This is a genomic window from Allobosea sp. AK1 (assembly GCF_006714945.1).
Taxonomy (GTDB): Bacteria; Pseudomonadota; Alphaproteobacteria; order Rhizobiales; family Beijerinckiaceae; genus Allobosea; species Allobosea robiniae.
The window spans coordinates 108,195-132,657 of the sequence record NZ_VFMG01000002.1; the positions used below are offsets into that span (position 1 = coordinate 108,195).

General features: G+C 61.4%; 20 protein-coding genes and 5 pseudogenes. 9 read left to right on the forward strand and 16 right to left on the reverse strand.

Annotation, left to right across the window (positions count from 1 at the left end; all coding sequences use genetic code 11):
* Nucleotides 1-6 precede the first annotated feature (6 nt).
* The gene (locus FHT98_RS25665) at nt 7-1,785 is read left to right on the forward strand and encodes an ABC transporter permease subunit (RefSeq protein ID WP_142115960.1); all 1,779 of its coding nucleotides are present in this window, start codon (nt 7-9) and stop codon (nt 1,783-1,785) included.
* 11 nt (nt 1,786-1,796) lie between these two features.
* Nucleotides 1,797-3,056 carry an NAD(P)/FAD-dependent oxidoreductase gene (locus tag FHT98_RS25670; RefSeq protein ID WP_142115961.1) on the forward strand — a complete coding sequence of 420 codons (1,260 nt, stop codon included), beginning with the start codon at nt 1,797-1,799 and terminating at the stop codon, nt 3,054-3,056.
* Nucleotides 3,057-3,104: 48 nt separating this feature from the next.
* On the opposite strand, the gene FHT98_RS25675 is transcribed toward FHT98_RS25670, so the two are convergent.
* Both FHT98_RS25675 and FHT98_RS25680 read right to left on the reverse strand, forming a co-directional pair.
* Complete coding sequence (locus tag FHT98_RS25675; protein WP_142115962.1) at nt 3,105-3,488, reverse strand: VOC family protein; 384 nt, start codon at nt 3,486-3,488, stop codon at nt 3,105-3,107.
* 26 nt (nt 3,489-3,514) lie between these two features.
* The gene (locus FHT98_RS25680) at nt 3,515-4,345 is read right to left on the reverse strand and encodes a helix-turn-helix domain-containing protein (protein WP_142115963.1); all 831 of its coding nucleotides are present in this window, start codon (nt 4,343-4,345) and stop codon (nt 3,515-3,517) included.
* A 160-nt stretch (nt 4,346-4,505) separates the two neighbouring features.
* Here FHT98_RS25680 and hisD point away from each other — a divergent pair, with 160 nt between their 5' ends.
* Nucleotides 4,506-5,810: a histidinol dehydrogenase gene (gene hisD / locus FHT98_RS25685; RefSeq protein ID WP_142115964.1), complete on the forward strand. Its 1,305-nt coding sequence runs from the start codon at nt 4,506-4,508 to the stop codon at nt 5,808-5,810.
* A 535-nt stretch (nt 5,811-6,345) separates the two neighbouring features.
* On the opposite strand, the gene lhpI is transcribed toward hisD, so the two are convergent.
* From lhpI to FHT98_RS25730, 9 genes and pseudogenes are all read right to left on the reverse strand, one after another.
* Nucleotides 6,346-8,097 carry a cis-3-hydroxy-L-proline dehydratase gene (gene lhpI, locus FHT98_RS25690; RefSeq protein ID WP_142115965.1) on the reverse strand — a complete coding sequence of 584 codons (1,752 nt, stop codon included), beginning with the start codon at nt 8,095-8,097 and terminating at the stop codon, nt 6,346-6,348.
* Nucleotides 8,094-9,112, reverse strand: a pseudogene (locus FHT98_RS25695) (Ldh family oxidoreductase). The gene lhpI and the pseudogene FHT98_RS25695 overlap by 4 nt, the downstream one beginning before the upstream one ends.
* A gap of 99 nt (nt 9,113-9,211) precedes the next feature.
* On the reverse strand, nt 9,212-9,685 hold the full coding sequence (locus FHT98_RS25700; RefSeq protein ID WP_142115966.1) for a GAF domain-containing protein: 474 nt from the start codon (nt 9,683-9,685) through the stop codon (nt 9,212-9,214).
* 329 nt (nt 9,686-10,014) lie between these two features.
* Nucleotides 10,015-10,779, reverse strand: a complete 765-nt coding sequence (locus tag FHT98_RS25705; protein WP_142115967.1) for an ABC transporter ATP-binding protein — start codon at nt 10,777-10,779, stop codon at nt 10,015-10,017.
* 181 nt (nt 10,780-10,960) lie between these two features.
* Entirely contained in the window at nt 10,961-11,770 is an 810-nt protein-coding gene (locus FHT98_RS25710; RefSeq protein ID WP_142115968.1) for an ABC transporter permease, read from the reverse strand.
* A 43-nt stretch (nt 11,771-11,813) separates the two neighbouring features.
* Complete coding sequence (locus tag FHT98_RS25715; RefSeq protein WP_185745294.1) at nt 11,814-12,863, reverse strand: ABC transporter substrate-binding protein; 1,050 nt, start codon at nt 12,861-12,863, stop codon at nt 11,814-11,816.
* A 23-nt stretch (nt 12,864-12,886) separates the two neighbouring features.
* Nucleotides 12,887-13,942 (reverse strand): ABC transporter ATP-binding protein, encoded by a 1,056-nt coding sequence (locus FHT98_RS25720; protein WP_142115970.1) that lies wholly within the window; start codon nt 13,940-13,942, stop codon nt 12,887-12,889.
* The gene (locus FHT98_RS25725) at nt 13,942-14,697 is read right to left on the reverse strand and encodes an ABC transporter permease (RefSeq protein WP_142115971.1); all 756 of its coding nucleotides are present in this window, start codon (nt 14,695-14,697) and stop codon (nt 13,942-13,944) included. The genes FHT98_RS25720 and FHT98_RS25725 overlap by 1 nt, the downstream gene beginning before the upstream one ends.
* A gap of 101 nt (nt 14,698-14,798) precedes the next feature.
* Nucleotides 14,799-16,031: a metal-dependent hydrolase family protein gene (locus FHT98_RS25730; RefSeq protein WP_142115972.1), complete on the reverse strand. Its 1,233-nt coding sequence runs from the start codon at nt 16,029-16,031 to the stop codon at nt 14,799-14,801.
* A gap of 156 nt (nt 16,032-16,187) precedes the next feature.
* On the opposite strand from FHT98_RS25730, the gene FHT98_RS25735 reads away from it, so the two are divergent.
* Complete coding sequence (locus FHT98_RS25735) at nt 16,188-17,129, forward strand: MurR/RpiR family transcriptional regulator (protein ID WP_142115973.1); 942 nt, start codon at nt 16,188-16,190, stop codon at nt 17,127-17,129.
* An 85-nt stretch (nt 17,130-17,214) separates the two neighbouring features.
* On the opposite strand, the pseudogene FHT98_RS26555 reads toward FHT98_RS25735, so the two are convergent.
* Nucleotides 17,215-17,328 (reverse strand): annotated as a pseudogene (locus tag FHT98_RS26555) (ABC transporter permease); the annotation flags it as partial.
* Nucleotides 17,329-17,593: 265 nt separating this feature from the next.
* Nucleotides 17,594-17,719: pseudogene (locus tag FHT98_RS26825) on the reverse strand (LysR family transcriptional regulator); the annotation flags it as partial.
* Nucleotides 17,720-17,827: 108 nt separating this feature from the next.
* On the opposite strand from FHT98_RS26825, the gene FHT98_RS25750 reads away from it, so the two are divergent.
* The 3 genes from FHT98_RS25750 (at nt 17,828) to FHT98_RS25760 (ending at nt 19,556) form a co-directional block, all read left to right on the forward strand.
* The gene (locus FHT98_RS25750) at nt 17,828-18,628 is read left to right on the forward strand and encodes a type 1 glutamine amidotransferase domain-containing protein (protein ID WP_142115974.1); all 801 of its coding nucleotides are present in this window, start codon (nt 17,828-17,830) and stop codon (nt 18,626-18,628) included.
* Between the two features lie 70 nt (nt 18,629-18,698).
* The gene (locus FHT98_RS25755) at nt 18,699-18,995 is read left to right on the forward strand and encodes a putative quinol monooxygenase (RefSeq protein WP_142115975.1); all 297 of its coding nucleotides are present in this window, start codon (nt 18,699-18,701) and stop codon (nt 18,993-18,995) included.
* A 186-nt stretch (nt 18,996-19,181) separates the two neighbouring features.
* On the forward strand, nt 19,182-19,556 hold the full coding sequence (locus FHT98_RS25760; RefSeq protein WP_248309370.1) for a GlcG/HbpS family heme-binding protein: 375 nt from the start codon (nt 19,182-19,184) through the stop codon (nt 19,554-19,556).
* Nucleotides 19,557-19,625: 69 nt separating this feature from the next.
* Here the strand turns inward: FHT98_RS25760 and FHT98_RS26565 are convergent.
* Nucleotides 19,626-19,910: pseudogene (locus FHT98_RS26565) on the reverse strand (IS110 family transposase); the annotation flags it as partial.
* A gap of 176 nt (nt 19,911-20,086) precedes the next feature.
* Here FHT98_RS26565 and FHT98_RS25765 point away from each other — a divergent pair.
* Nucleotides 20,087-20,595: pseudogene (locus FHT98_RS25765) on the forward strand (DDE-type integrase/transposase/recombinase); the annotation flags it as partial.
* A gap of 896 nt (nt 20,596-21,491) precedes the next feature.
* On the opposite strand, the gene FHT98_RS25770 reads toward FHT98_RS25765, so the two are convergent.
* Nucleotides 21,492-22,403: a LysR family transcriptional regulator gene (locus FHT98_RS25770; protein ID WP_142115977.1), complete on the reverse strand. Its 912-nt coding sequence runs from the start codon at nt 22,401-22,403 to the stop codon at nt 21,492-21,494.
* A 108-nt stretch (nt 22,404-22,511) separates the two neighbouring features.
* Here FHT98_RS25770 and FHT98_RS25775 point away from each other — a divergent pair, with 108 nt between their 5' ends.
* On the forward strand, nt 22,512-23,312 hold the full coding sequence (locus FHT98_RS25775) for a type 1 glutamine amidotransferase domain-containing protein (RefSeq protein WP_142115978.1): 801 nt from the start codon (nt 22,512-22,514) through the stop codon (nt 23,310-23,312).
* A gap of 596 nt (nt 23,313-23,908) precedes the next feature.
* On the opposite strand, the gene FHT98_RS25780 is transcribed toward FHT98_RS25775, so the two are convergent.
* Nucleotides 23,909-24,391: a MarR family winged helix-turn-helix transcriptional regulator gene (locus FHT98_RS25780; protein ID WP_142115979.1), complete on the reverse strand. Its 483-nt coding sequence runs from the start codon at nt 24,389-24,391 to the stop codon at nt 23,909-23,911.
* Between the last annotated feature and the right edge of the window lie 72 nt (nt 24,392-24,463).

Here is a 24,463-nt window from a genome sequence, read left to right on the forward strand (position 1 = left end):
GACGCCATGACGGTTGCGACAAACCTCACCTCGCCGAACCGGCCCGGCGCGGGCGGAACAAGGCTACCCGATCTGCGCGGCTGGGCGCTATTGGTGCCGACCGCGCTCCTGCTCGGCGGCTTCTTCGTCTATCCCGTGGTCAAGCTCCTCGCGTTGAGCCTCGCCGATTCCGCCGGCCAGGTCAGCCTCGCGCAGTACGCCCGCCTGTTCGCCTCGCCGGTCTACGCGTCCGTGCTGTGGACCACCCTCCAGATCGCCTTCTGGACGACGGTGGTCTCGCTAGTCGCCGGCTATCCCGTCGCCTACGCGATCGCTCGCGCGGAGCCCCGGAGCCGGGCGCGTCTGATGCTCTGGGTGCTGCTGCCGTTCTGGACGAGCTTCCTCGTCCGGACCTTCGCCTGGATCGTGCTGCTCGGCCGCAACGGCGTCGTCAACGACGTCCTCCAGCGGCTGGGCGTCACCGGCGCGCCGCTCGACCTCATCTACAACCTCGCAGGTGTGCTGGTCGGGATGGTCCACGCGCTGATGCCGCTGGCGATCCTCACGCTGGTGCCGGTCCTTGAGAAGATCAACCGCGACCTGGAGCGGGCGGCCTCGACGCTGGGGGCGCGGGGAGGCTCGACTTTTTGGCGCGTCTACTTCCCGCTCTCCTTCGCCGGGGTGGCGGCGGCCGGCCTGCTCGTGTTCATCTCCGCGCTGGGGTTCTTCATCACCCCGGCCCTACTCGGTTCCCCCAAGCAGACCATGGTCGGCCAACTCATCATCCAGCAGATCCAGGACATGATGAACTGGGGCTTCGGGGGAGCGATCTCTGCGCTCCTCATCGCGGCCACGATCATCATCTTCTTCGCCTACGATCGGCTCGTCGGCATGTCGACGCTGGCTGGCGGGGAGTCCGCGCGCTCGGGTCCGGGAAGCCGCTCGACGCGCTTCTCGAAGGCGGTGCTCTCCGCCGCCGGCCGCGCCTCGGACGCCGCAGGCTCGGCGCTGCGGTCGGCAGGCCTCAACCGTGGGCCGGCCTCGATCGGGTGGGCGACGAGGGTCCTGGTGCTGGCATTCCTCGCCGGCCCGGCCCTGTTCCTGGTGCCGGTGTCGTTCTCGACGGGCTCCTTCATTGAGTGGCCGCCGGCACTGTTCTCGACCAAGTGGTACGCCGCCATCGCGGACTCCCCGCAGTGGCTCGGCGCCGCGGCGCGCTCCTTCGTCATCGCCGGCCTCTCGGCAGCGCTCGCGGTCGTCATTGGCACGCCGGCGGCCTTCGCGATGACGCGCTTCGAGCTGCCCGGCAAGTCCGCCGTCCTCGCCCTCATCCTGGCGCCGCTGATCGTACCCCGGATCGTCACCGCCGTCGGGCTGTTCTACCTCTTCGCCCAACTCGGGCTCGTCGGGACCACGCTCGGCCTCGTCATCGGACACGCGGTGCTCTCCGTGCCCTACGTCACCATCACCGTGATGGCCGTCCTGAAGCACCACGACTGGCGCCTTGAGCAGGCGGCCGCGACGCTGGGCGCGCGCCGGGCCGCGACCCTGAGGCGGGTCACGCTGCCGCTCATAGGGAACGGGCTGATCGCCGCCTACCTGTTCGCCTTCGTGACCTCCTTCGACGAGCTCACGATCGCGCTGTTCGTCACGGGAGGCCTGTTCGGCACGCTTCCGAAGCAGATGTGGGACGACGCGCTGCTCAAGGTCAGCCCGACGCTGGCAGCGGTCTCGGTCGTGCTCCTCCTCCTGATCACCGCCTTCGTGATCGCAGCCGAGCGGCTCTCGCGCCGGCGTGGCGAGTGAGGCGACCGGCGATGACGAGCGTAATGGAAGCGCGGCGGGTGCTCGTCGTGGGCGCCGGCGCGGTGGGTCTGAGCGCGGCGATCCAGCTGCAGCGGCGGGGCTTCGCCGTCACGGTGATCGAGGAGAGCGCGCCCGGCGCTGGCGCATCCTACGGCAACTCGGGAATGCTGGTGGCGGACACCGCTATCCCGACGTTCCAGCCGGGCATGATATGGAAGGTGCCGGGCTGGCTGGCCGACCCCCTCGGCCCGCTGACGGTCAAGGCCCGCTACCTGCCGCAGGCGCTGCCGTGGCTGTGGCGCTACCTCAAGTCCGGAACGCGGCGGCAGGTCTTCCACGCGGCGGAGGCCTTGAGGGCACTGCACCGGTCGACCTTCGAGGGCTGGCTCGACAACGTCGGGCACGACGCCATGTCCCGCCTCACGAGGCGCGACGGCCAGGTCTACCTCTGGGAGGGCATGAAGGCTCCTCCCGCCCGAGGCCTCGAGGACGAGGTCCGGACGCACCTCGGGATCGAGTCGGAGATGCTGGGGGCCGACCGGGTCCGGCAGTACTTCCCCGGAATCTCCCGCGACGTCTCGCACGGCCTCCTCGTACCCGGAAACGGCCACACCGTGGATCCGCACGGACTGGTCAACTCGCTCGCGGAGGCGTTCCTGCGGGAGGGCGAGGGCACGCTCCTCAGGGAGCGGGTCATGAGGGCATGGCGGGCCGAAGACGGACGCTGGTCGGTGATGACGAACTTAGGAAGCCACTGCGGGGACGCGCTTGTCGTAGCCGCGGGTGCTTGGTCGGGACGCCTCCTCGCCCCCCTCGGGGTGGCGATCCCCCTCGAAACGGAGCGGGGCTACCACGTCATGCTGCGCAACCCGTCGGTGCGGTTGGGCATGCCGATCCTGAACAAGACGCGTTACTTCGGCGTCAGCTCGATGTCGGACGGCTTGCGGGTCTCGGGGACGGTCGAGATCGCCGGCCTCGACGCGCCGCCCACGCTCGCCCGCGCGAAGATCCTCGTGACCCAGGCGAAGCGCCTGTTCCCCGACCTTGCCTTCGAGGAACAGGCGTACTGGATGGGCCACAGACCGTCGATCCCGGACGGCCTGCCCGCCATCGGGGAGGTCCACGGGAAGCCGGGGCTCTTCGCGTGCTTCGGCCACGGCCACTCCGGCCTGACCGCCGCCCCGGCGAGCGGGCAGCTCCTGGCCCAGCTCGTTGCCGGGGAGCGCCCGGCAATCGACCCCGCGCCGTACTCTCCGGCGAGGTTCTCCTAGCAGGTGCGGGGTCGGCGCGACCGGCGTCGGTCTGCGCGGCGATGGAGGCTACGAAGTGATCTCGACGAGCGTCCCGTCGGGCATGCGCAGCACCGCTTCGTAGAATCCGTCTCCCGTCATGCGCGGCTTCGACGCGAGGGCGTCCTCGGCCTCGCAGCGAGCGGCGAGCGAGTCGACCGCCTCCCGGCTGCCGAGCGAGACGGCGACGTGATCCCAACCGATAGCCTCGCCGCCGACGCGGGCTTCGAGCCAGGGCGCCGTCATCAGTTCTACCTCGACTTCGCTGCCGGGCAGCTTGGCAAAGCGTGAGACGAAGCCCGGCCGGCGAGTGCTTCTGTAGTCGCTCCCGACTTCGGCCTCGAAGTAGCGGCGCCAGAATTCGGCGGCCCCGTCCAGGTCCCGCGTCCAGAGTGCCACGTGCGCGAACTTCATCGTCTATCTCCTGGGCTCAATTCCTGTCAGCGGGCGATCAGCATGTCGGCGCCGTCGCCGAGGTAGTGCAGGACCTCCCTCGGGATCGAGGGGTCGGCGGGGGCGAGGGTGGTCAAGCGCTTCAAGTCCTCCCGCCCGATCAATCCCGGGTGCCGGTAGTGCAGGGCGACTTTCGTGGCGAACGGTTCGCGGGACATGGTGGCGGCGACGCCCGTCGCGATTCCGAACAGGAATCTCGTCTTGCTTCGCTGCACGGGAGTGAAAACGGCCGTCGTGATCTCGTTCTGCTGGACGCTCTCGAAGTCGAAGCAGAAGACTTTCCCCGCGACGGGGAACGAGAAGCCGTGATACTTGAAGACGTATTCCGCCTTGCCCGCGTCCTCCAGGCTGGGGAACCTCTCGACGTAGGCGTGCTGGTAGAACTCGTGGTTCCGGTAGACGCAGAAGGAGGAGCGCAGGACCGCTCCCCTGTAGATGGACGAGTACTGGTAGCGGTCGTAGACGCCCGCGATCCCCGCCGGCGCATCCTTGCCGTGGAGGACCGCGGAGGCGACGAACGCGCTGAACTGGGGCGAGCCTCGCAGACGCTCTAAGACGGCGAAGTAGTTGCCGTCGACGAGCGTCCTGACTTCGTCGGGGTCCGCGAGCATGATCGCAGGGCTCAGCCCAAAGAAGTGCGCGATCGCGCGCGCGTTGCGGGGAGAGGGGGCGTGCACTCCCGACAGGTATTTGTTGAACTGCTGCCGGTTGAGCCCGATCTTCCGGCAGATCGACGTGATCGGGCCGTGCCGCTCGCAAAGCATCCGCAGGTTCGCTGCGAACCTCTCGGCGGCCCCCGGTTCCGCATTCGTTTCCATGCCGTCTGCCCCGACGCAATCAGTCGCGATCACTGCGTCACCTCGCGTCAACAATCAAGTGGGTGCGAAATTGCTCCCCTCCGCCGGGCCGATAATCTCCAGGGCGAGTCAGGCGTCGGTAGAGCGCCTGCGGACGCGGGCCACGAAAGGAGCAAGCGACATGATCAGGCGCATCAAAGCAGCCGGCCGGGTCGAAGACGGGACCCAAGACGCCGCCCTCACGGAGACGGTCAAGGGCCTTCTCGGAAAAGTCGAGTCGGGAGGCGACGCGGCTGTGCGCGAGCTGGCGAACAGGTTCGACGGCCTCGACCGCGCATCCTACCGATTGACGCCGGCGGAGATCGCCGGATGCGTCGACAGGCTGACGACGAGGCAGCGCGACGACATCGAGTTCGCCCAGGCGCAGGTCAGGAACTTCGCGCAGGCGCAGCGGGCAGCCCTAAAGGACATCGAGGTCGAGACCCTTCCTGGCGTGGTGCTCGGCCACAAGAACATTCCCGTCGCGAACGTGGGTTGCTACGTGCCGGGCGGCAAGTACCCCCTCCTGGCCTCCGCGCACATGTCGGTGCTGACCGCCAAGGTCGCCGGCTGCGACCGCGTGATCACCTGCGCACCGCCCTTCAACGGCGAGATCGCGCCGCTGATCGTCGCGGCGCAGCACCTCGCGGGCGCCGACGAGATCTACTGCCTCGGCGGCGTCCAGGCGATCGCCGCGATGGCGTTCGGCACGGAGACCATCGCGTCGGTCGACATGCTGGCGGGCCCGGGCAACGCCTACGTGGCGGAGGCGAAGCGCCTGCTGTTCGGCCGGGTCGGCATCGACCTGTTCGCGGGGCCGACCGAGGTGCTCGTCATCGCGGACGAGACGGTCGACGGCGAGATTTGCGCCACCGACCTGCTGGGGCAGGCCGAGCACGGCGCCAATTCTCCCGCTATCCTGCTCACGACCTCGGAGAGCCTCGGCCGAAACACCATACGCGAGGTGGAGCGGCTCTTGGAGATTCTCCCGACCGGCGAGATCGCTCGCAAGGCGTGGGAGGACTACGGCGAGGTGATCGTCTGCGACACGGTCGACGAACTCGTCCTGGAGGCGGATCGGATCGCCTCTGAGCACGTCCAGGTGATGACTGCCGACCCGCAGTACTTCCTCGACCGGATGACGAACTACGGCTCGCTCTTCCTCGGTGTCAGGACCACCGTCGCGTACGGGGACAAGGTGATCGGCACCAACCACACGCTGCCGACGAAAAAGGCCGCGCGCTACACGGGCGGGCTCTGGGTCGGCAAGTTCCTGAAGACCTGCACCTACCAGCGCGTCCGCACGGACGAGGCCTCGGTCGCGATCGGGGAGTACTGTTCCCGCCTGTGCATCATGGAGGGGTTCGTCGGGCACGCCGAGCAGGCGAACGTGCGCATCCGCCGCTTCGGGCGTCAAAACGTCCCCTATGGCGCCGCAGCGGACTAGGGATTGTCAAACGGCCCGCAAAACTTGCACGCCGAAACACACATGCCTGAAGCTGCGGAGCGACATTGCGCGAGGCTGCCGCCTTCAGGCCCAACGCGGTGAACAGAGAAACTCCTCGCGTCCTGCGCATGCCGGTAAAAGGCTTGTCGCGCCGCGATCGAATGCCGAGAGCGCGCGTCAAGCTCCTGTGCGAGAGGATGCAGGTGGGCTTTTGCTTCACGATATCGGGTTCGCTTCCAAGCCGTCGATCTCCTAAGATGGCCGCGAACCGGGTTCATGAGGTCGCCGTGGACGAGCAGCTAATCCGCCGTATCCGTGATGCCCACTCGAGGAGTAATCCGAGGGGCCGGTTGCTCGAGGCGCTCGCGGAGATCCCTGAAGAGCCCTCCCGGATTCGCGACGTTCTCAACGCACGGAATTGCCAACTTCACCAAGCTTGCTCAGGCCAAACCAACCAGGAAATGCTTCCAATCGGTGATCTCGAGCCGGGGACAAAGAACAGGCCGGGGAGACGGACGGCTGACAGTCACGAACATCAATCGGCCCTTAGCCATTCTGGTCGTTCGCCGCGACGGAAGCCGGTCTCCGCCGCCTCGACGCAATCTGAAAGACTTCCAAAATGAAAGCGCCTACCGGTCAAGCCCGGGCCGTAGTGAGCGTATTTGCCAGAGTTTGTCATGATGGACGTTGCCGTCGCGGGAATTAGCGGCTCAGTGATCATGCACCAGCATGTATCTGTGATGAACTGAATGCCAAACGCTTCGAGGTCCACTTTGAAGCCTGCAACATTTGGCTGTTCGAGAACAGCGCGCCCAGACGTTACGATAATCGAGACATCTCGATGCTTTGTTTTTCCACGGCATAGCTCGGCGAGTTTGCCAAATTCCGTCGCAGAAAAGTGTGGGTTGCCAAGCGAGACGAGGTCGACTTTTTCTTCGTGCGCGCTGTTGAGCGCATTCCAGCTCTCGATGAGATCGGACAACTTCAGGTCTATCGACGTCACGTCCGTTCCCTGCCCGATTGCGCTTTCCAGCGTGTTTGCCTCCGGAGTAACACCCACGATATGGAACATCGGAGCACTTGAGACGGTAGCGAAGGCAGCCCCGAAAGCTTTCAAGTCGTCGTGCGTGGGCGCGGCGTCTTCAAGCCCGACGATAACGGGAATGAGGTTCGCCGCGAGCATGCCGACATGGTAACCCAGCAGCGGATAGAAAGCGTCGTCCACGCGACCGACTTCGTGAATATTCACTCGTAGTTTCGCTAGCCTGTTCATATCGACATGGCAACCCGCCAGGGGGGCACGCCCCGTCAGCGCGATGCAGATGTCGAGGAAATCTGGATACTTCATCGTTCGCGCACCGAGTACGCTGTTAGCGTAGACAACTGCGTTCGATTCCGCCCAAGCAATCTGCTCCCCCCTGCTCGGAGCCGTATCTAAAAGATACGGCGCACAGGTGAACGTCGGTCGAGCACCCATATCGGTATAAGCATCGCCCAGTTGGCTTGCAGGTACTCCGAAAGCCGGATCAAGCCCGTGAGCGCGCCATCGTCGGTAATCCACGGAGATTGAATTTAGTGTCGCCGGTACCGCGACTTTTGCTCCCCAATCGCGCAGTTGCCGTGCGAACGCCAGAGAGCCGGGTCCAGTATAGATGCAGCCGTCGATATGGACTTGCGACACATCCATGAGTTGCCGGGCTCCCTGCAACTGGGCCATTCTCAGTATGATTTTTATCGCCGCCTGGGCGGCCTTACCGTACGACCCATCCAGGAACTGCCTGTCGACTTCCGAGAGCTCGACAGGAAATCCGCCGTGATTGATGCCCGCGTCGTCCCGTCGGTCTTTGCCGGGCGCGCGCGCGTCACACCGAACCTGATTGCCTTTGATTTCCACGTATCCGGACGAAAGTACGTTCCGGAAATCACTTGGATCGAGCGTTACGACAGGAATGGATACGCCGAACACCTCTTCGGCTATCACGACACCGAGCGTCATTATGTCGTCCTTACGCTCGACGATCATTCCTTTGGGGCCCTTGCCATTTAGAAGCAGTTCAAGGATGACGCCGCTGCCTGAACACGATCCGCGCCCGCCCGGAATCGCCAGGATCTTGCCTCCTAGAATCCGACCGCTCAGCGGGTGATGTCGATCGATAACCTCCCCGCTACCAGGGTCGACTCCACCCCAGAAGCTCAACTCCAGACCGCTGGCTATGACTTCTCCTGACGCCTCGCCCTGCACATAGGCAATGCCCGAGTATGAAGTCTCTGCGACAGCATTTTTCATTGTAAGTAACTCAGCTGAAGGAGCGCATGCAGATCGTCGTGGAGCGATCGAGGGATGCAGGCGCCCACTTCTTCGTTGCGCTTGCGAGCCTCGTATCTCCGTTGTGATGGCAGCCGTGCTCCTTGACCCACGATTGCGTTGAAAATCAATTCTGCTCCGGCAAGATAATGCGCAGCCTCATCGCGCAAGAACACCGTCGGGTCGAACGCAAAAATTAGCTTGCCATGACATGGAGCAGCGCCTTTGCACTGGTCAAACTCCAGCAACGAAGCGCTCGTCTTGTCGCCGATCAGCGGCCCGGCCATCAACTCGACCATTGTCGACAGGCTGATCCCTTGTATCCGCCAAACGTCAGCATTGCGCCTGCCAAAGCCGCGGCGGCGTTGGTTGTCGGGTTACCTTGGCTGTCGACAGCCCACTCGGCAGGGATAGGCTTGTCGCCACGCTGATGGAGCTCGATCTCACCACGGGCAGCGACGCTCGTGGCAAAGTCGAAAACGTAGGGTGGGCCGTCGGGGCGAGGCCACGCGAAAGCGATAGGGTTCGTTCCGAAGAGAGGCTTGTTGCCACCCGCAGGAGCGACTGCGCTTTGGCTTACCGTCATCGAAATGCCAGCGAGCCCAGTTTCGCTCAGCGCCTCGACCTCGGTCCAAAGAGCGGAAAGGTTGAAGCAGTTGTTGATCATCAGAGCAGCAAGACCAGCAGTGCGGGCCTTCTCCGTCAATAGCGGCATCCCGCGGGCGACGGAGAACCCGAAGCTGGCATCGACACGAACGATACCCGCAGCATGGTCGATCGCCCTCGGGTCAGCGACCGGGTTCGCGCATCCCATCGCAACGGACTGGACGTAACCAAACAGCCGGTACAGGCCGTGGGAGTGGCATTCATCACGTTGGGCGGCATATACTACGGCAGCTATGGCCGCCGCCTGTTCCGACGAGAATTGATTGTTCACCAGCAGGTTAACGGTGAACCGTCGAAGCTCCACGAGCGACAGACGTATCTCTTCAGTCATTTGCGCCCCGTTTCGATGCGATGGGTTGGTCGCTGAGTCCGCCAATCTCGATTGAAATGGCGCATGCTTGGCCCCGCCGGGCCGCTTCATCTGCACGTGTCAGCCACACGCGGTGAGGAAGGCGGGGAGGAGCACGGGCGCGAGTTGTTCGACCTGTGCGACGTGCTCTTCGCGATAATGATGCTCTGGAGCAAGCAGATTAATGGTGCCTAACACAGTTCCGTTATAGACCGCCGGCACGTTGATGACGGAGCCGAGGCCCATTCTCTCGATCAATTTGTGGTCGGAGAACGCCCAACGGATGTCCGCCAGGTCCTTGCCGAGAAAGGATTTTCGACCCTCCAGCACATGCTTGCCCCAGGGCGTCGGGCCCATCGTCTTGCGGCCGGAGACCGGGTACTCGGCAGGCCGGCTGGAGTAGATGCGTGCTACATCCGGCCCGTCGACGTACAACAGCGTGAAATGCTGATGGCCAACGAGGCGCTGCGTAACCGCTTCGAAAGCCCGGAAGAGCGTGAGCGGCTGTCCGGGCTCCTTGATGACGGCGGAAAGTATAGCGAAATCGTCAGTCATTGCGGATCCTTGTTTCACATGGCCAGAGGCACCGGGGGCGCCTTCGGGATGCGTTCGAGTAAGATGCCTTGTGGTCTCAAATGCAGAACGAGAAGGAGGACAAGGCCGACCATCATCTCTCGCACCGTTGCGATTTGGACCGGCTGCAAGCCAGGCACCCATTCGGCCATGAAGCGCGTACTCTCCAGGAAGATCACCACGGCATAAGCACCGAGCGCCACGCCGCTGGGACGCCCGTCCACGGCAACCGTGATCGAAGCTCCTCAGGATTTGTTCCGACGCGCCATAGCCTGCAACGAGGCCGCCAGCGACGAGGAGAGCGGGCGCGCTCAATGCCGCCTCCCGAGATAGGCTTCCAGGACGCGTTCGTCCGAAGCAACGTCGTCGAAGCGGCCCTGCGTCAGCACTTTGCCTTCCGCCATGACGATAACCGGATCGCAAAGCTTCCGGATCAACGCCATGTCATGTTCTATGAGGCAGATGGTCAGGCCCTCGCGGTTGAGGTCGACCAGTTGGCTGGCGATCTTCTCAGCCAGCGTCGGGTTCACGCCCACCATCGGTTCGTCGAGAAGGAGGATCTGCGGATCCGCCATCAGCGCTCGGCCGATCTCGACGAGTTTCTTTTGCCCACCGGAAGATGCCGTGATCGGATTGTCGATGATGTGGTCGAGGCGCAGGCGTCGGGCAATCGCATGAGCCCGTTCGGCCAGTTCCGCTTCGCGTTGGCGGGCTGCCGCGCTGCCGAGCAGGGCTGCGATAAGCCCCTCGCCGGGCTGCGCCGCTCCGTACAAAATGAGATGCTGGAACACGCTGAGCTTGGGAAAGCCGCGTGCCAGTTGGAAAGATCGCACGAGCCCAGCCGCAACCAGTTTCTCGGGCGCCAGACCGGTGATGTCCCGAGAGCCCAGGCGCACGGAACCGCCCTTCGGGCGATAGATTCCCGATACCGCGTTAAACAGGGTCGATTTGCCGGCTCCGTTGGGACCGATCAGACCCGTGAAGGAGCCTGCTGGAATGGTGAAATCCACGCCACGGAGCACCTGCAATCCGTAAAAGTCGAGCGCGAGAGCACGAATGCTAAGGGTTTCACTCATCGATCCAGCCCGTCTAAAAGCTGCGCCCCCTCGACCGTCGCATCCCACCATGCTGCGGTCCCGCTCGCTTGATCCCGAGTAAGCGACGTCATTCTCAATTCCCCTTTGCGATGCACGGCAGGCTTGTGCGTGACGTGGATGGTCGGCTTGGCCTTGGCTTCGGGAGGTCGGGAAACGTCCGTTAAGTGCCTCGCCGCCCTCTTGCTGCCAGATGGATGAGCGCGTTCAGAGCCAGCGTCGTAGTCACGAGGATGAAGGCGAGCGCCGCTCCGGAGGGCCAGTTGTTCTTGGCTATGATCTCCTCGGCGATCGCCGGGGCCATCATGCGGAAGCTTGGCCCTCCCAACAGCACCGGTGTCGCGAACGAGTTCATCGCCAGGATGAACGACAGCGCAGCGGCTGCCTGCACGCCGGGCAGGGACAGCGGCAACGTTACCTTGAAGAATGTGGCGGCCGGAATGGCTCCCAGACTTGCGGAAGCCTCCTCGATCGACGCGCTAATCCCTTCGAGCACGCTCTGGATCGTCAAAACCACGAAAGGTGTGTTGACGGCTGCGGCACCAATCAGGACTGCCACCCATGTGTACATGATCTGAACCGGCGCTTCGATGATGCCGAGACGTTGCAGGAGCGTATTGATTAAGCCCACTTCGCCAAAAGCGATCATCCAGCCAGCTGCGCGAACGGCATTGCCGATAAACAGAGGCAATATCACGCACAAGAGCAGGATTTTCTTGAACCGACGCGACCGGGCCGTGAATAGTGCCATGGGATAGCCGACGACCAACGATATCAGGGTGATTGCGACGGACATGAGGATCGTGTTCGCCAGGATATTCCGATAGTATTCATCTCCCAAAGCATTGAAGTAGTTGCCCAGCGTCAACCCTGGGACCATGAATTCTGCCGGACGAAATTCGTTAAGACTGTAGCGCGCCAACAGACCAAGTGGAGCCAAGAGAGTGATGCCTGTGACCAGGAGCACGGGCATTACCAGCCATTTCGGGGCTCTCGTTTGCATGAGAACAGCCACCTCAACCCTTGAACACGCGATCCCACCAGTCCTTGAGCTGGCTATCGTTTTCGCGCAGATATGCGAGATCCGGCAGCAGAAGCTTGTTGGCGAACGCGTCCGGGATCTGGATACGTGCCTTTAGGTCAGCTGGAAGCTCGACATCCGTTCGTGACGGGATGTATCCGTGCTCGCGCGCATGACCGATCTGGGCGCCTTCGTCGAGCAGGCCGTTCAGAAAGAGGTAAGCTGCCTCCTTGTTGCGCGCGTTCTTGGGCATCGCGTACTCGTAAACCGACAGCGCAACGCCTTCCTCGGGATAGACGATGGATATCGGCAGTCCGGCGTCCTGCCATTTGACGCCGCGGGCCTGCCACATGATGCAGACCCAGACTTCTCCGCTCGCCAGCCCCTGCCCGAGAGCCTCGTTCGAAGGATAGACCTTAACCCCCTGCCTTTTCAGTTCGAGCAGCCGGGCCTTGCCTGGCTCGTAATTGCCGACCGCGCCGCCGGCCGTTAGGGCGGCCGACTCGATCGTGGACTGGTACTGAATGTCGACGATGCCGACCCGGCCTGCGTATTCGGGCTTCCACAGATCGGCATACGACTTGGGTGGATTGGTCACTTTCTGGGAATTGTAGAGTATCACGCGTGCCGTATAGAACTGCGGAATGGCATATTTCGACTGGATGTTCGGCAAAATGCTATTAAATTTGCTGACACGAGAGCTGTCGAGTTCTTCAAGCGCGCCAACGTTCTGAAGTTCGAAGGTGCTGGGCGGCTGGAACCCCCCGACATCGAGCGTCCCCCTTGGCAGAGGCCGTTCCGCAAGCAGTTTCGTCTTGCGCGGGGCTTCCGACGCTGCGTCGTATGCAATCGAGACGCCTGCGCTCTGGACCTTCGGCTTCACGACGAATTTGTCGAGCATCGTCTGTGTATCGCCGCCCCAGGTGCCGATGACGAGCCGGCCGCCGGTCTGAGCCGCAGCCTCAGATGCGAATCCCGGACATGCCGACCCGGCGGCGGCCCCGAGAAGTAGATGATTGAAGGACCGTCGAGAAAGGCTGCTCATCATTTTCCCCTTCATTGTTCGTTTCAAACGATGCCGACGACCGCGCTGGCAGGAATTTTGATCCGGAGTCGGCCGCTATTCGCGATGGTTGCAAGCCAGTCGGTCGCCGGCAGCGCTGCCGTACGAACGTCGAGATCGATCCCGCCGACGGAGACATGCAGGAGCGCCCCGGACCCCAGGTAGGTCGTTGCGCGCAGTTCGACGTCGAGCACTGTCCCGTCCGGACTGGAATCGTCCGGCCACAGCGAGATGGCTTCGGAGCGGATCATGATACTGTCGCAACCGGAAAACAGTTCGGTCGATGCGACTGGAATGCGACCGTCTATGAGAAATCGGTCGGCCCCGTCGCACCGCCCGCCAAGGCAGTTCGCACTACCGATGAAATTGGCAACGAACCGGCTGACGGGTTTTGAATAGACCTCTTGCGGCGTGCCGATCTGAAGGATGTTGCCGCCGTCCATGACAACGATCCGATCCGCGACGCTCATCGCTTCCTCTTGATCATGCGTCACAAAGATGGCCGTGATACCCAACGACTTCTGAAGGTCGCGAACCTGACGCCGAACATCGAGGCGCAGTTTAGCGTCGAGGTTTGACAGCGGCTCGTCCAGCAACAGAACCGCCGGATCGATGGCGATGGCCCGCGCGATCGCCACCCTCTGCTGTTGCCCGCCCGAAAGCGCCGAGGGTTTGCGCTCGGCGAGATGCTCCATCTGGACGATCCCGAGCGCGTCAGCGACGCGCTTGCGCAACTCGCCGTCCCGCACCTTTCGCCGCCGCAGCCCGAACGCAACGTTCTCGAAGACCGACAAATGCGGGAAAAGCGCGTAATTCTGAAACACCACCCCGATGTTCCTGTCATAGACCGGAACGCGCGTGATTTCCTTGTCCCCGAGTATGATCGATCCGGTGGTGGGTTCGATGAATCCGGCCACCATGCGCAACGTTGTGGTTTTCCCGCAGCCGGAAGGCCCCAGGAAGACGATCAGTTCGCCCTGCTCAATATCGAGCGAAAAATCGTGAACGGCAGTGAAGTCCGCGTATTGTTTGCAGACATTCCGTAACGATAGGGATGACATCAGACGACCTTGGTCAAGGGGACGAAGCGGTCCGTCATGAGCACGCCGATGGTGATGACGGCGATCTGAAGGACAGAGGCGGCAGCGACGCTGGGGTCCAGCTTCCATTGGAGGTATTGAAGGATGGCGATCGGCAGCGTCGTCTGCCCAGGAGCCACCAAGAAGAGCGATATCTCGAGATTGCTGAAGCTCACGACGAAGCTGAAAAGCGCGCCTGCGACCAGCCCAGGCCAGACGAGCGGCAGCGTTACCTTGGTCAAAACGGTGAAAGGACGGGCGCCTAGGCTCTCAGCAGCATCTTCTATAGATTGGTTCACGCCGTTGAGGTTCGCCAAGAGCAGGCGCAGACTCCACGGTATGGTAATGAGGATGTGCCCAAGGACCAGCCCCGGCACCGAGCCCACGAAAGGCAGATCGAAAGCGATTTCAAGTTGAATGAACGTTACGTAGAGCCCTGCTCCCAGCACGATGGCCGGAACGATCATCGGCCCCATCAAGAATTGAACCATCCAGTCGGAGTAGGGTATGGCGCGTTTGGCAAGCGCAATCGCCGCCGGGATCGTGAGGACGAGCCCGATGGCCGTGGCGATCACGGCGACTTGGATACTGATCGAAAAGCCGGTCAAGAACTGCTGATTGGCGAGCGATGCGGCATACCATTTCAGCGTGTATCCCGACGGCGGCACAGTCGGAACCTCGTTGGCGAAGAGGCTTAGCCACGTCACGAGCACGACGGGAACGAGAGTGAGCAGCAACCCACTTGCCACAAGCGAAAGGTAAAGGACCCGCCCAAGAAGAACGCCGGCATCGCGAACGGCCAGGCTCTGTGGCGCTGGCCCTCTGATTGACGGGATGCTCATTGCAGCCCCCCGAATCTGATCTGCCCGCCCTGCATGACCATGAGAAGGTTCTCAGCGGGGCGCGCGAGAACGCGGATGTCTTCGAGCGGGTTGCCCTGGACGAGCAGCAGGTCCGCCTCCGCTCCCGGGCGCACGGCACCAAGCCGCCCCTCCATGCCGATCAGCCTCGCCGCGATCGTCGTAGCACTGGCCAAAATATCGCGGGCACCGAGAACCTCACTGCGGATCGCGAACTCGTCGTTTTGAGCCGCGTGCGTCTCGCCGAGCAGATCGGTGCCGTAGGCCATCGGTACCCCTGCGGCCCTCAGCATTTCCAGACACTCGAAACCGGCGGAGCGCACGATCTGGAGTTTGCAGAGATTTTCGGCTGGCAAGCCCAGCGAGACCCCACTGCGAAACTGCTCTTCGAAAACGACAAGCGTGGGAACTGCAATCGCGCCGGCAGCCGCGGCCATTTCCGCGCGCTTCTTGTCGATGAGATTACAATGCTCGAGCGAGTGGACACCGCAAACGAGCGCACGTTCGATGGCGTCGGCCGTATAGAGGTGCGCCGAGACGTAAGTCTGGGCGTCTGCAGCCTCCCTCACAGCTGCCTTTAATTCGTCTTCGCTATAGCCAAACCAGGCGATCGGGTCGTTTGGGCTGGAAACTCCGCCGTTGGCCATCACCTTGATGAAATTCGCTCCTTGTCGCAGTTCGTCGCGCGCAGCACGGCGAACCTCGACGCAGCCGTCAGCAATGCGTCCGATCGAGCCATATCGCCTGTCGTTAGCGTACCGATCGCTAGCGTCGCTCGACGCACGAAAATCTGTATGACCCCCGGTACGCGAAAGCGCCTTGCCGCAAACAAACAGCCTGGGCCCCTCAATCAATCCGTCGCGCTGGGCTTTCGCAAGGACGGCCGAAGCTCCTCCGACGTCCCGCACGCTTGTGAAACCACGCGACAGCATGCCCCGCATGATTTCCACTGTTTTCAAGACACCGACGACATCAGGCAACTGAGCGTTCAGGCCCAGGTTCATCATGCTGGCAACGACATGCACATGGCAGTCGATGAGGCCCGGCATCAGACTTGCCCCGCGCGCATCGATAACCCTGACCCCGTCGCGGGCCTTTGCCGTCGCTCGAATATCTTTGATGACCGAACCTTCGATGAGGACGTTCGCTTCGAACGGCTCCTTATACGAAGCATCGACGATCTGAGCGTTGATGATCAAAGTCGACGACATGTAACCGCTCATCCTACTGCTATTTTGTTACTCAGGTTGTCGGAGTATTTTTGGTCGCGAGGATATCGGACGCTGAGATGCGCCCCGCCGTAAGATTCTGCGCTCACCCATTGCGGTTGCATCCGGCCGGTGCGACGTGAGACGCTTAAACAAAGAATGCAACAACTCGATCATAATGATGGAAATTTTTCTAAAATGCAACAGCCATTGCAAAACCGGATTGACGCATTCCGATCGGCGGAGGAATGGCTTCATGCGCTGAAAAATAACCCCCAGATATCAAAGTCTTGCGAGCGGGTAATTCAGTGTATCATCGAAGGTGTGGAACAGGCATCCTATGCCACGGCAGCCGAAGTTGCGGCTTGCGCCGGGGTCAATACCGCCACAGTCTCAAGGGCTGCGCAGTTTCTGGGCTTTGATGGATGGACCGAATTGCGCAGCGAGATCCGCAACAGGTACCTGAGTACCCTCTCTCCAGTTCAGCTTCGCGACGCCCACCGGTCGAAGGCCAGCGGAGAACCGCTTGAAGACGCCATTTCCCTATACATGGAACATCTGGCCAGCCTGAGGCGCACGTTCGATAGGAGCCTGGTCAAGAAGACTGCACAGGCGCTTGCCGGAGCAAAGCGTCGCGTGATTATTGCTTCGGGAAGCTCGGCAGTTGCAGGGCGTCTTCTCGGACATCACGCCGGGCTTGCAGGATATCGATGTGAGATTTTGGAAGATCCTGTTTCAATCAGCAACAATATCTCCGATCTGTGCTCTGACGATGTCGTCGTCATATTCACCGTGTGGCGCCTGTATCGATGGGCACTCTTCGCCACGGAATTTTGCCGCGAGCGAGGGGTTCCTGTTTATCTGATAACCGACTCGGTCAATACGCCCGTTGCGGACAAGGCCGACCATGCTCTGGTCGTTCCGTCGGAAGGCTTTTCTTTCTTCCCGACCGTCCTTCCGTCGATTTGTCTAGTCGAAGCAATAAGCGCCGCATTGTTTGATGTTGATGCGGATAATAGTCGAAACTATCTCGAATCCGCAGAGAAAAAATGGGATGAACTCGGAATATTATACTATTCTTCGACACCGAGTAAGACATAGATCTTCAGGCGATTGATGGCAGCGCTTGGCGAGTAAGTGAAGTGGAATTCGTCGAATTCGAGACGCTATTGTGTGTTTACGCAATGATGGCAAGCCCCGGAAACACGGCCAGCCACCAGGCCTGCCGCAGATAGCCGCGCCCATCGGCGAGCATGTTGCCCCATGTCGGGGCTGGCGGCGGGACGCCGATCCCTAAGAAGCGCCGGCCATCTCAACCGTGGCCGCCAAGCTTACCATGCATTAGATTAGAACCGGGCCGCCTTATGGGGGCGGGCCAAGTCCGCGAGCCAGAGAGGCCGCGTTTGCGAACATAACAATGAATGAGATCGAAGATGTCGGCGATGAGATGCTCCTCATCGTCGCGTCCGCGCGGGATCCGGCGCCGGGTCAAGCGATGCTGGCCAAGCACGGCAAACCCGCTGTTCCAAGACTTTCAGGACAAGCCGGACGTGGTCAACGCAGGCACGCAGGCGCGCGAGCGCGTTTGACAGCGCTGGCTGGGTCATACCGATCCGATCAGCAGCGCGCGTGACGCTGCGCTCCTCCATCAGGGCAACAAAGATTGGTAGAAGGTTCAAATCGTAGCGCACAGCTATATCTCATACAGCATATCTAAAATCAGAACAATCAACTTCTGGAATATGTGCAGGGAGCTCATAGTGCTTTCACCCACAGCGGTGCAGCAAACGGAGGCTCCAATGACCAAGGCAACAGTACTCGTTATCGGCTCAAATGCGACGCAGATCGAACTGAAGGGCGGTGGCTCGGCCGCGATCGGCCAGTACCTCAACGAGACCGTCGTGCCATCGATGGCGCTGCTCGACGCCGGCTACGACATCGTGCTCGCCACGCCGGCCGGTACCAAGATGCATATCGACGAAGCATCGGACTCGGCGCAGCATTTCGGCGGTGACGAGGCGGCTCATGCGCGGGCCAACGCTTTCTACGCCGACGACCCTACGATGAACCAGGTGCGCACGCTGCGCTCTGTCATAGACGGTGGACTCGACCGCTTTGCCGGCGTCTTCGTGCCCGGCGGCCATGCTCCGGTCGTTGATCTGATGCAGGACGAGGACATGGGCACGATCCTGCGCCACTTCCATGACGCCGCAAAGCCAACCGCCCTGCTTTGCCACGGGCCGGTGGCAATCACCGCGGCCATGCCGCGGGCCCGGGAGTTCCGGGCAGCGCTGGTTACCGGTAACGGAGAGGCGGCCGCCGCGATCGCCAAGGGCTGGATCTACACAGGCTACCAGGCGACTGTTTTTTCGGTAAGTGAAGAGCAGTGGGCGGAAGACAATCTCTTCCATGCCAAGCTGCCCTTCTACATGCCAGACGCGCTGCAGCTGAGCGGCGCAAAGGTGACGACCAATCCGGTCGATTGGGCACCCAATGTCGTGATCGATCGCGAACTGATCACCGGTCAGAACATGGCGTCGGATCACCTGCTCGCCGCGAAGCTGATCGAGGCCCTCGACAGCTGGCTCGCCAAGGAGTGAGCACGCGAATGACCGGCGGCGCGCTCCGGTTGCGCCCCGCCGGATACGCCCCCCAACAAGGAAAAATAATATGACCCAATATGTGAAAACCGTGGCGATCTTCGTCGCTCGGCCGGGAAAGACCGAGGAACTGCGCGATCTGCTCCACGGCATGCTCACGCCGAGCCGCGCCGAGCCGGGCAATCTGCGTTACGACCTTTGGCGGGACCAAGCCGATCCGTCCCGGTTCGTGCTCGACGAACTCTACACAAACAACACCGCCGTTGCGGCGCACCGCAATTCCGCGCACTTCCAACACTACGTATCAGTTATCGCGGACATCGCAGAGCGCACTGCCGTCACGCTCGACGGCATGGCCGTCGCCTAATCCGGCCAAACAGTCGCCCCCGATGAAGGTACCGCTTCATCGGGGCCCAACCAGCGGCCACCAAGGTACCCAATGCTCATGCCAAATCCGATCAATCGCATCGGCGCGAGCATCAGGGCCCCGAGAAATGGAGACACCCCGATGCCTCGAACATATTCCACCCTGAGCTCCCTGGACTCGCAGCAGATGATCCGCGCCGCAATTAGAGCCGCAGACGCTCTCGACGTGCCTTACTGTATTGCCGTGGTCGATGCCGGCGGGCATTTGCTGTCCTTTACGCGGCAGGATGGGGCACTCATCGGATGCGTCGATCTCGCCATCGGCAAAGCCCGCACCGCTAGAATTTTCGACAAGTCGACCCAACAGCTGAACCATCTGGCTCAGCCGGGTGCTGACCTGTACGGAATTCAGCACAGCAATGGTGGCGCTGTCGTCTTGATCGGTGGAGGCGTGCCGATCGTATATGATAACGTCATTATAGGTGCGGTCGGCGCCAGCGGGGGCACCGTCGAACAGGATATCGCGGTGTGTAACGCTGCTGTTGCAGCGATCGCCCATTAGATTGTTTTGGTCGGCATCCATGGGATCCGAGATGTCAAACGACCCATCTAGTTGCGGCAGGCATCGTTCTCGCCCGGTAGCACGAGCAAAATCCCGAATCTGACGCGGATTAACAACGGCGAGCGGTAGATCGGCAGCGGCAATTGCGGCTGATACCGTGAGTTCATATCCTCCGGTCGCTTCGATCACGATGAGGCCTACGGATCGGCAGCGAAGGGCTGTCAGCAGTTTGTCCAAGCCTTTGCCGTTACGGGCGACCGCGAACGCGTCGCCAGACGGCAAAACATGGACATCGAGACGATCCTTCGAGACATCGATGGCGACGAAGCTCGGCGGCGCTGGAGGTTGTTCCATGACCCGTCCTTGCAAATCCGGGCTCGCACTGCGGCCCAAGCGACTGTTCGGGCTCCTCTGGAACCGACGGGCGGGGCCCCATGCTCAGAGGCGGGCTCAATCACCCAAGGCCTGTACGGGCTCCCTTCCGTCGACAGCTTCCCCGGCTCAGAGCCGGTCGGCAACCGTGAGATACAAGGCCTGGTCGCAAGCGCGAGCTTGTCGGCGCGATGTGTGGCGAATGGCAGGTGTCGATCCGGCGGGCCTGTGCGGTCCTTGAGTTCGACACCTCAAGCTACCACTACAAATCGTGCCGGCCCGACCAGGCCCCCTTGGCAGCCCGGATCAAGGCTATCTGCGAGACCCGTGTTCGCTACGGCTATCGCCGTGCTGCTGCGACGCGAGGGCTGGCATGTTAATCAGAAGCGGATTCGAAGGATCTACCATGTGTTAGGCTTGCAACTCCGGAACAAGACGCCCAAGCGCCGGGTCAAGGCGAAGCTGCGCGAGGATCGCGCGCCGGCGACACGGCCCAACGATGTCTGGGCGATGGATTTCGTCCATGACCAACTTGCTACGGGTCGCAATCCGAATCCTGACGGTGGTCGACACCTTCTCGCGCTTCTCGCCGGCGATCGATCCCCGCTTCAGCTACCGGGCCGAGGACGTCGTCGCCACGCTCGAAAGGGTCTGCGCGAAACTGGGCTAACCGAAGACGATCCGGGTCGATCAGGGCTCCGAGTTCGTCAGATGCGCGATCATTCCTCGCTAGCATCACCATTTCAAGAATTTTCGTGCAAGCGCGATAATCACTACGGGTACGGCCAAGCAAAGGCGGTCCAACTGTAGCGCGCTCCTCGCAGCGCAGGTCAAAGATGGCGGCGCTACCGGGACCTTACGGGCGGGGTCATTTTGGCGCAAGAACGAACACGAGAGAGAACGGGAACAGTCGAACAAACGCAGAACACGACTTCCCGTAAGATACCGATTTTACTAATTTATCTTCCCCCGCCATCCTGGTGTTCGCGATAATCACCTTTTGCATCCTCATCGGGCTAAGCCGTCCAGTGACCTTACGCCCTGCGCCGCGTTCTCGACACCTCCGCCAAAGTCCGCGCGACCGCCCAACTAGAGGGTGATCGCTCGCGACCCGACACGCGCGCCGCGGAGGTTTGTTCGGCCTTGGAAAGCCGAGCTTGACATACGCCGACCTACGAGCGCGCGGCGCACGTTTCTGTACTGATAGACACTCTGTGACCGCGTAAGGTGGAGAACCGTCGCGAGAAGCACGCGGCCGAGACCGGCCGACAACTATTGAAGGCCGGGCGAGTATCGAGTGGCGCCCCATCGCGGTGGCCGCCTTCCAGAAAGGTTTTCGACCGATCAAGACGCCGGCTGATCCGCACAACCCGCTATGTAGGGTATTTTGCCAGCCCACATCGGGGACTCGGTGCACGTTGACACCATGACCGAAAGGGCGGCTGCGCAAGCCCGTCCAGCTACTCCGCCCGTGCTGGCGCCAAGGCCAACCCCCACTATAATCAGCTTGGGCCTCTCAGCGAGGTCGGATCAGGCCAGAGTGCCCTGACCCTCCGCAAAGGATTACAGTTCACCATTCCGGAGAGCCGCTGTGATATCTATAATCAGCGATCTCAGCCAGCGATGCGCTGGATCATGACGGTAGCGCACATGCCACGCAACTTCGACGGGAAAGGTTCCGAGGTCGACAGGAGCGGCAAGTATCTTCAGCCGCGTGTTATGCGCCAGTTGGCGGCAGATCAACTTGGGCAGTGTCGCGCAATAGTCGGTCATGGCGACGATTTCGGCTACGGCGAAGAAGTTAGTGACCGAGACGGCCACCTCTCGTTTGACCTGTTGCTGCGCGAGTGCCTGAAACAATCCAGCCCGCATTCGGCCAAGCGGCACAATGTTGACGTGCCGCAGCTGCTCGAACTGCTCTCGCGTGATGCTGTCTCCGACGAGGGGGTGATCGGCCCGCACCACACAGGCCAGCCCTTCGTCCATCAGATGTTGCACCACGAGGCTGTCGGGCGGATCTACGATCCGTCCGAGCACTAGTGCGGTACTGCCGGAAACGACACCGGTCTCCCCAAGGTCGTTCCCATACGAGATCATCCGAAGACTTATCCCAGGGGCGACCGCCTGAAGCTTCGCAACAAGCGCAGGCACCAGAACGAACTCGACATAACCATTTGGCGCAATGGTAAACAGCCGCTCGGCGTTCGCGGGATCGAACCCCTGTTGGCCAAGTACGGCGTCATCAAGTTTCGCCAGCGCCTCGGCAATGACAGGTGAAAGCTCCAATGCGATCGGCGTCGGCTGAATGCCGTATCGTTCACGGACGAAAAGCTGATCCTGGAACATCGCACGCAGGCGCGCGAGCGCGTTTGACAGCGCTGGCTGGGTCATACCGATCCGATCAGCAGCGCGCGTGACGCTGCGCTCCTCCATCAGGGCAACAAAGATTGGTAGAAGGTTCAAATCGTAGCGCACAGCTATATCTCATACAGCATATCTAAAATCAGAACAATCAACTTCTGGAATATGTGCAGGGAGCTCATAGTGCTTTCACCCACAGCGGTGCAGCAAACGGAGGCTCCAATGACCAAGGCAACAGTACTCGTTATCGGCTCAAATGCGACGCAGATCGAACTGAAGGGCGGTGGCTCGGCCGCGATCGGCCAGTACCTCAACGAGACCGTCGTGCCATCGATGGCGCTGCTCGACGCCGGCTACGACATCGTGCTCGCCACGCCGGCCGGTACCAAGATGCATATCGACGAAGCATCGGACTCGGCGCAGCATTTCGGCGGTGACGAGGCGGCTCATGCGCGGGCCAACGCTTTCTACGCCGACGACCCTACGATGAACCAGGTGCGCACGCTGCGCTCTGTCATAGACGGTGGACTCGACCGCTTTGCCGGCGTCTTCGTGCCCGGCGGCCATGCTCCGGTCGTTGATCTGATGCAGGACGAGGACATGGGCACGATCCTGCGCCACTTCCATGACGCCGCAAAGCCAACCGCCCTGCTTTGCCACGGGCCGGTGGCAATCGCCGCGGCTATGCCGCGGGCCCGGGAGTTCCGGGCAGCGCTGGTTACCGGTAACGGAGAGGCGGCCGCCGCGATCGCCAAGGGCTGGATCTACACAGGCTACCAGGCGACTGTTTTTTCGGTAAGTGAAGAGCAGTGGGCGGAAGACAATCTCTTCCATGCCAAGCTGCCCTTCTACATGCCAGACGCGCTGCAGCTGAGCGGCGCAAAGGTGACGACCAATCCGGTCGATTGGGCACCCAATGTCGTGATCGATCGCGAACTGATCACCGGTCAGAACATGGCGTCGGATCACCTGCTCGCCGCGAAGCTGATCGAGGCCCTCGACAGCTGGCTCGCCAAGCGGTGAGCACGCGAATGACCGGCGGCGCGCTCCAATTGCGCCCCGCCGGATACGCCCCCCCAAAGGCGGAGATCTGAGTGAAATGTGTTAGGGATCATAACATACCACCGGGCACGTTAAGCCATGGCGTAAATATCGTTAGGCGCGTCGAGCTGTTCTTTGTAAAATTTTGAGCTTTGATGAGCTAGACTTTTTTGTTACAATCTGATATTAATATTAATACAGTGGAAAATCCGATAGTTTTGATTGCCTATCGAGCACTGGTGGCGTGCCAAATATAATAATATTATCTTAGGTAAAAGGATTGCAGTCCCAGAACGAATTCGTTATGTTGGCATAATTACGTATTCACTAATGACGATTAGAATAATCGCTAGATTATTATACTTCAGCGCAGCTCACGACCTCATCAACGAGACCGTTATCGCTCGGGAATCGGCGTTTCGAAGGTGTGTTCCCCACCGCGAACACCAGCGCCCCCCAAAACACCAACGATTTATTATCAACTTGCCGCGCAACCTCCGGCCGTCAAACTAAGACTTGTATCTGCGCACGTTTTGGGGATTTTCTGTTTTTCCCCGGGCAATGTTGGGGCAAAGCACTCAGGCAGCTTCCGGCCCATGCGAGGTCGCCAGTCGTAGCGGCACACGCGAGGCGTCATTATTCAGCTCGACGATCTGCGACAGCATGCGCAAAAAAGTCTCGCGATCCTCTGGAGCAAGGGGACTCAGGATACGCTCCTGGGCGCGCCGTGCGAGCGGCTCGACCTCTTTGAGCGCGAGTTCGCCCTTGGGTGAGAGATGGAGCACCTTCACCCGCTTGTCCTCCTTGCTAAAGGTGCGGAGGATCAGTCCTTTGGTCTCCACTCGCTCCAGCACGTTGCCGAGCGTGGAGCGGTCGAACGCGACGACAGCCGAGAGCCGGGTCGCATCAATACCGGGTTTCTCGCGGACGACTACCAGGGCCGCATACTGGACCGGGGTAAGGTCGACGGGCGCGCACTCCTCCAGGAAAATCGAAACGGCGATCTGTTGAGCACGACGTATGAGATGACCCGGCTTTTGATAGACATCTTCCATCGACATCGCTCTTTGCTTGTGACACGGGCTGCCAAACGCTGTTGAAGAAGCGACGAACAGCCCTATTCGCCGAGGAGC

Bases quoted from the DNA above. Each gene is read 5' to 3' on its own strand.
- FHT98_RS25665 (WP_142115960.1), top strand. From the start codon at position 7: ATGACGGTTGCGACAAACCTCACCTCGCCGAACCGGCCCGGCGCGGGC.
- FHT98_RS25670 (WP_142115961.1), top strand. From the start codon at position 1,797: ATGACGAGCGTAATGGAAGCGCGGCGGGTGCTCGTCGTGGGCGCCGGC.
- FHT98_RS25675 (WP_142115962.1), bottom strand. From the start codon at position 3,488: ATGAAGTTCGCGCACGTGGCACTCTGGACGCGGGACCTGGACGGGGCC.
- FHT98_RS25680 (WP_142115963.1), bottom strand. From the start codon at position 4,345: ATGGAAACGAATGCGGAACCGGGGGCCGCCGAGAGGTTCGCAGCGAAC.
- hisD (WP_142115964.1), top strand. From the start codon at position 4,506: ATGATCAGGCGCATCAAAGCAGCCGGCCGGGTCGAAGACGGGACCCAA.
- lhpI (WP_142115965.1), bottom strand. From the start codon at position 8,097: ATGAAAAATGCTGTCGCAGAGACTTCATACTCGGGCATTGCCTATGTG.
- FHT98_RS25700 (WP_142115966.1), bottom strand. From the start codon at position 9,685: ATGACTGACGATTTCGCTATACTTTCCGCCGTCATCAAGGAGCCCGGA.
- FHT98_RS25705 (WP_142115967.1), bottom strand. From the start codon at position 10,779: ATGAGTGAAACCCTTAGCATTCGTGCTCTCGCGCTCGACTTTTACGGA.
- FHT98_RS25710 (WP_142115968.1), bottom strand. From the start codon at position 11,770: ATGCCCGTGCTCCTGGTCACAGGCATCACTCTCTTGGCTCCACTTGGT.
- FHT98_RS25715 (WP_185745294.1), bottom strand. From the start codon at position 12,863: ATGAGCAGCCTTTCTCGACGGTCCTTCAATCATCTACTTCTCGGGGCC.
- FHT98_RS25720 (WP_142115970.1), bottom strand. From the start codon at position 13,942: ATGTCATCCCTATCGTTACGGAATGTCTGCAAACAATACGCGGACTTC.
- FHT98_RS25730 (WP_142115972.1), bottom strand. From the start codon at position 16,031: ATGTCGTCGACTTTGATCATCAACGCTCAGATCGTCGATGCTTCGTAT.
- FHT98_RS25735 (WP_142115973.1), top strand. From the start codon at position 16,188: ATGCAACAACTCGATCATAATGATGGAAATTTTTCTAAAATGCAACAG.
- FHT98_RS25750 (WP_142115974.1), top strand. From the start codon at position 17,828: ATGACCAAGGCAACAGTACTCGTTATCGGCTCAAATGCGACGCAGATC.
- FHT98_RS25755 (WP_142115975.1), top strand. From the start codon at position 18,699: ATGACCCAATATGTGAAAACCGTGGCGATCTTCGTCGCTCGGCCGGGA.
- FHT98_RS25760 (WP_248309370.1), top strand. From the start codon at position 19,182: ATGATCCGCGCCGCAATTAGAGCCGCAGACGCTCTCGACGTGCCTTAC.
- FHT98_RS25775 (WP_142115978.1), top strand. From the start codon at position 22,512: ATGACCAAGGCAACAGTACTCGTTATCGGCTCAAATGCGACGCAGATC.
- FHT98_RS25780 (WP_142115979.1), bottom strand. From the start codon at position 24,391: ATGTCGATGGAAGATGTCTATCAAAAGCCGGGTCATCTCATACGTCGT.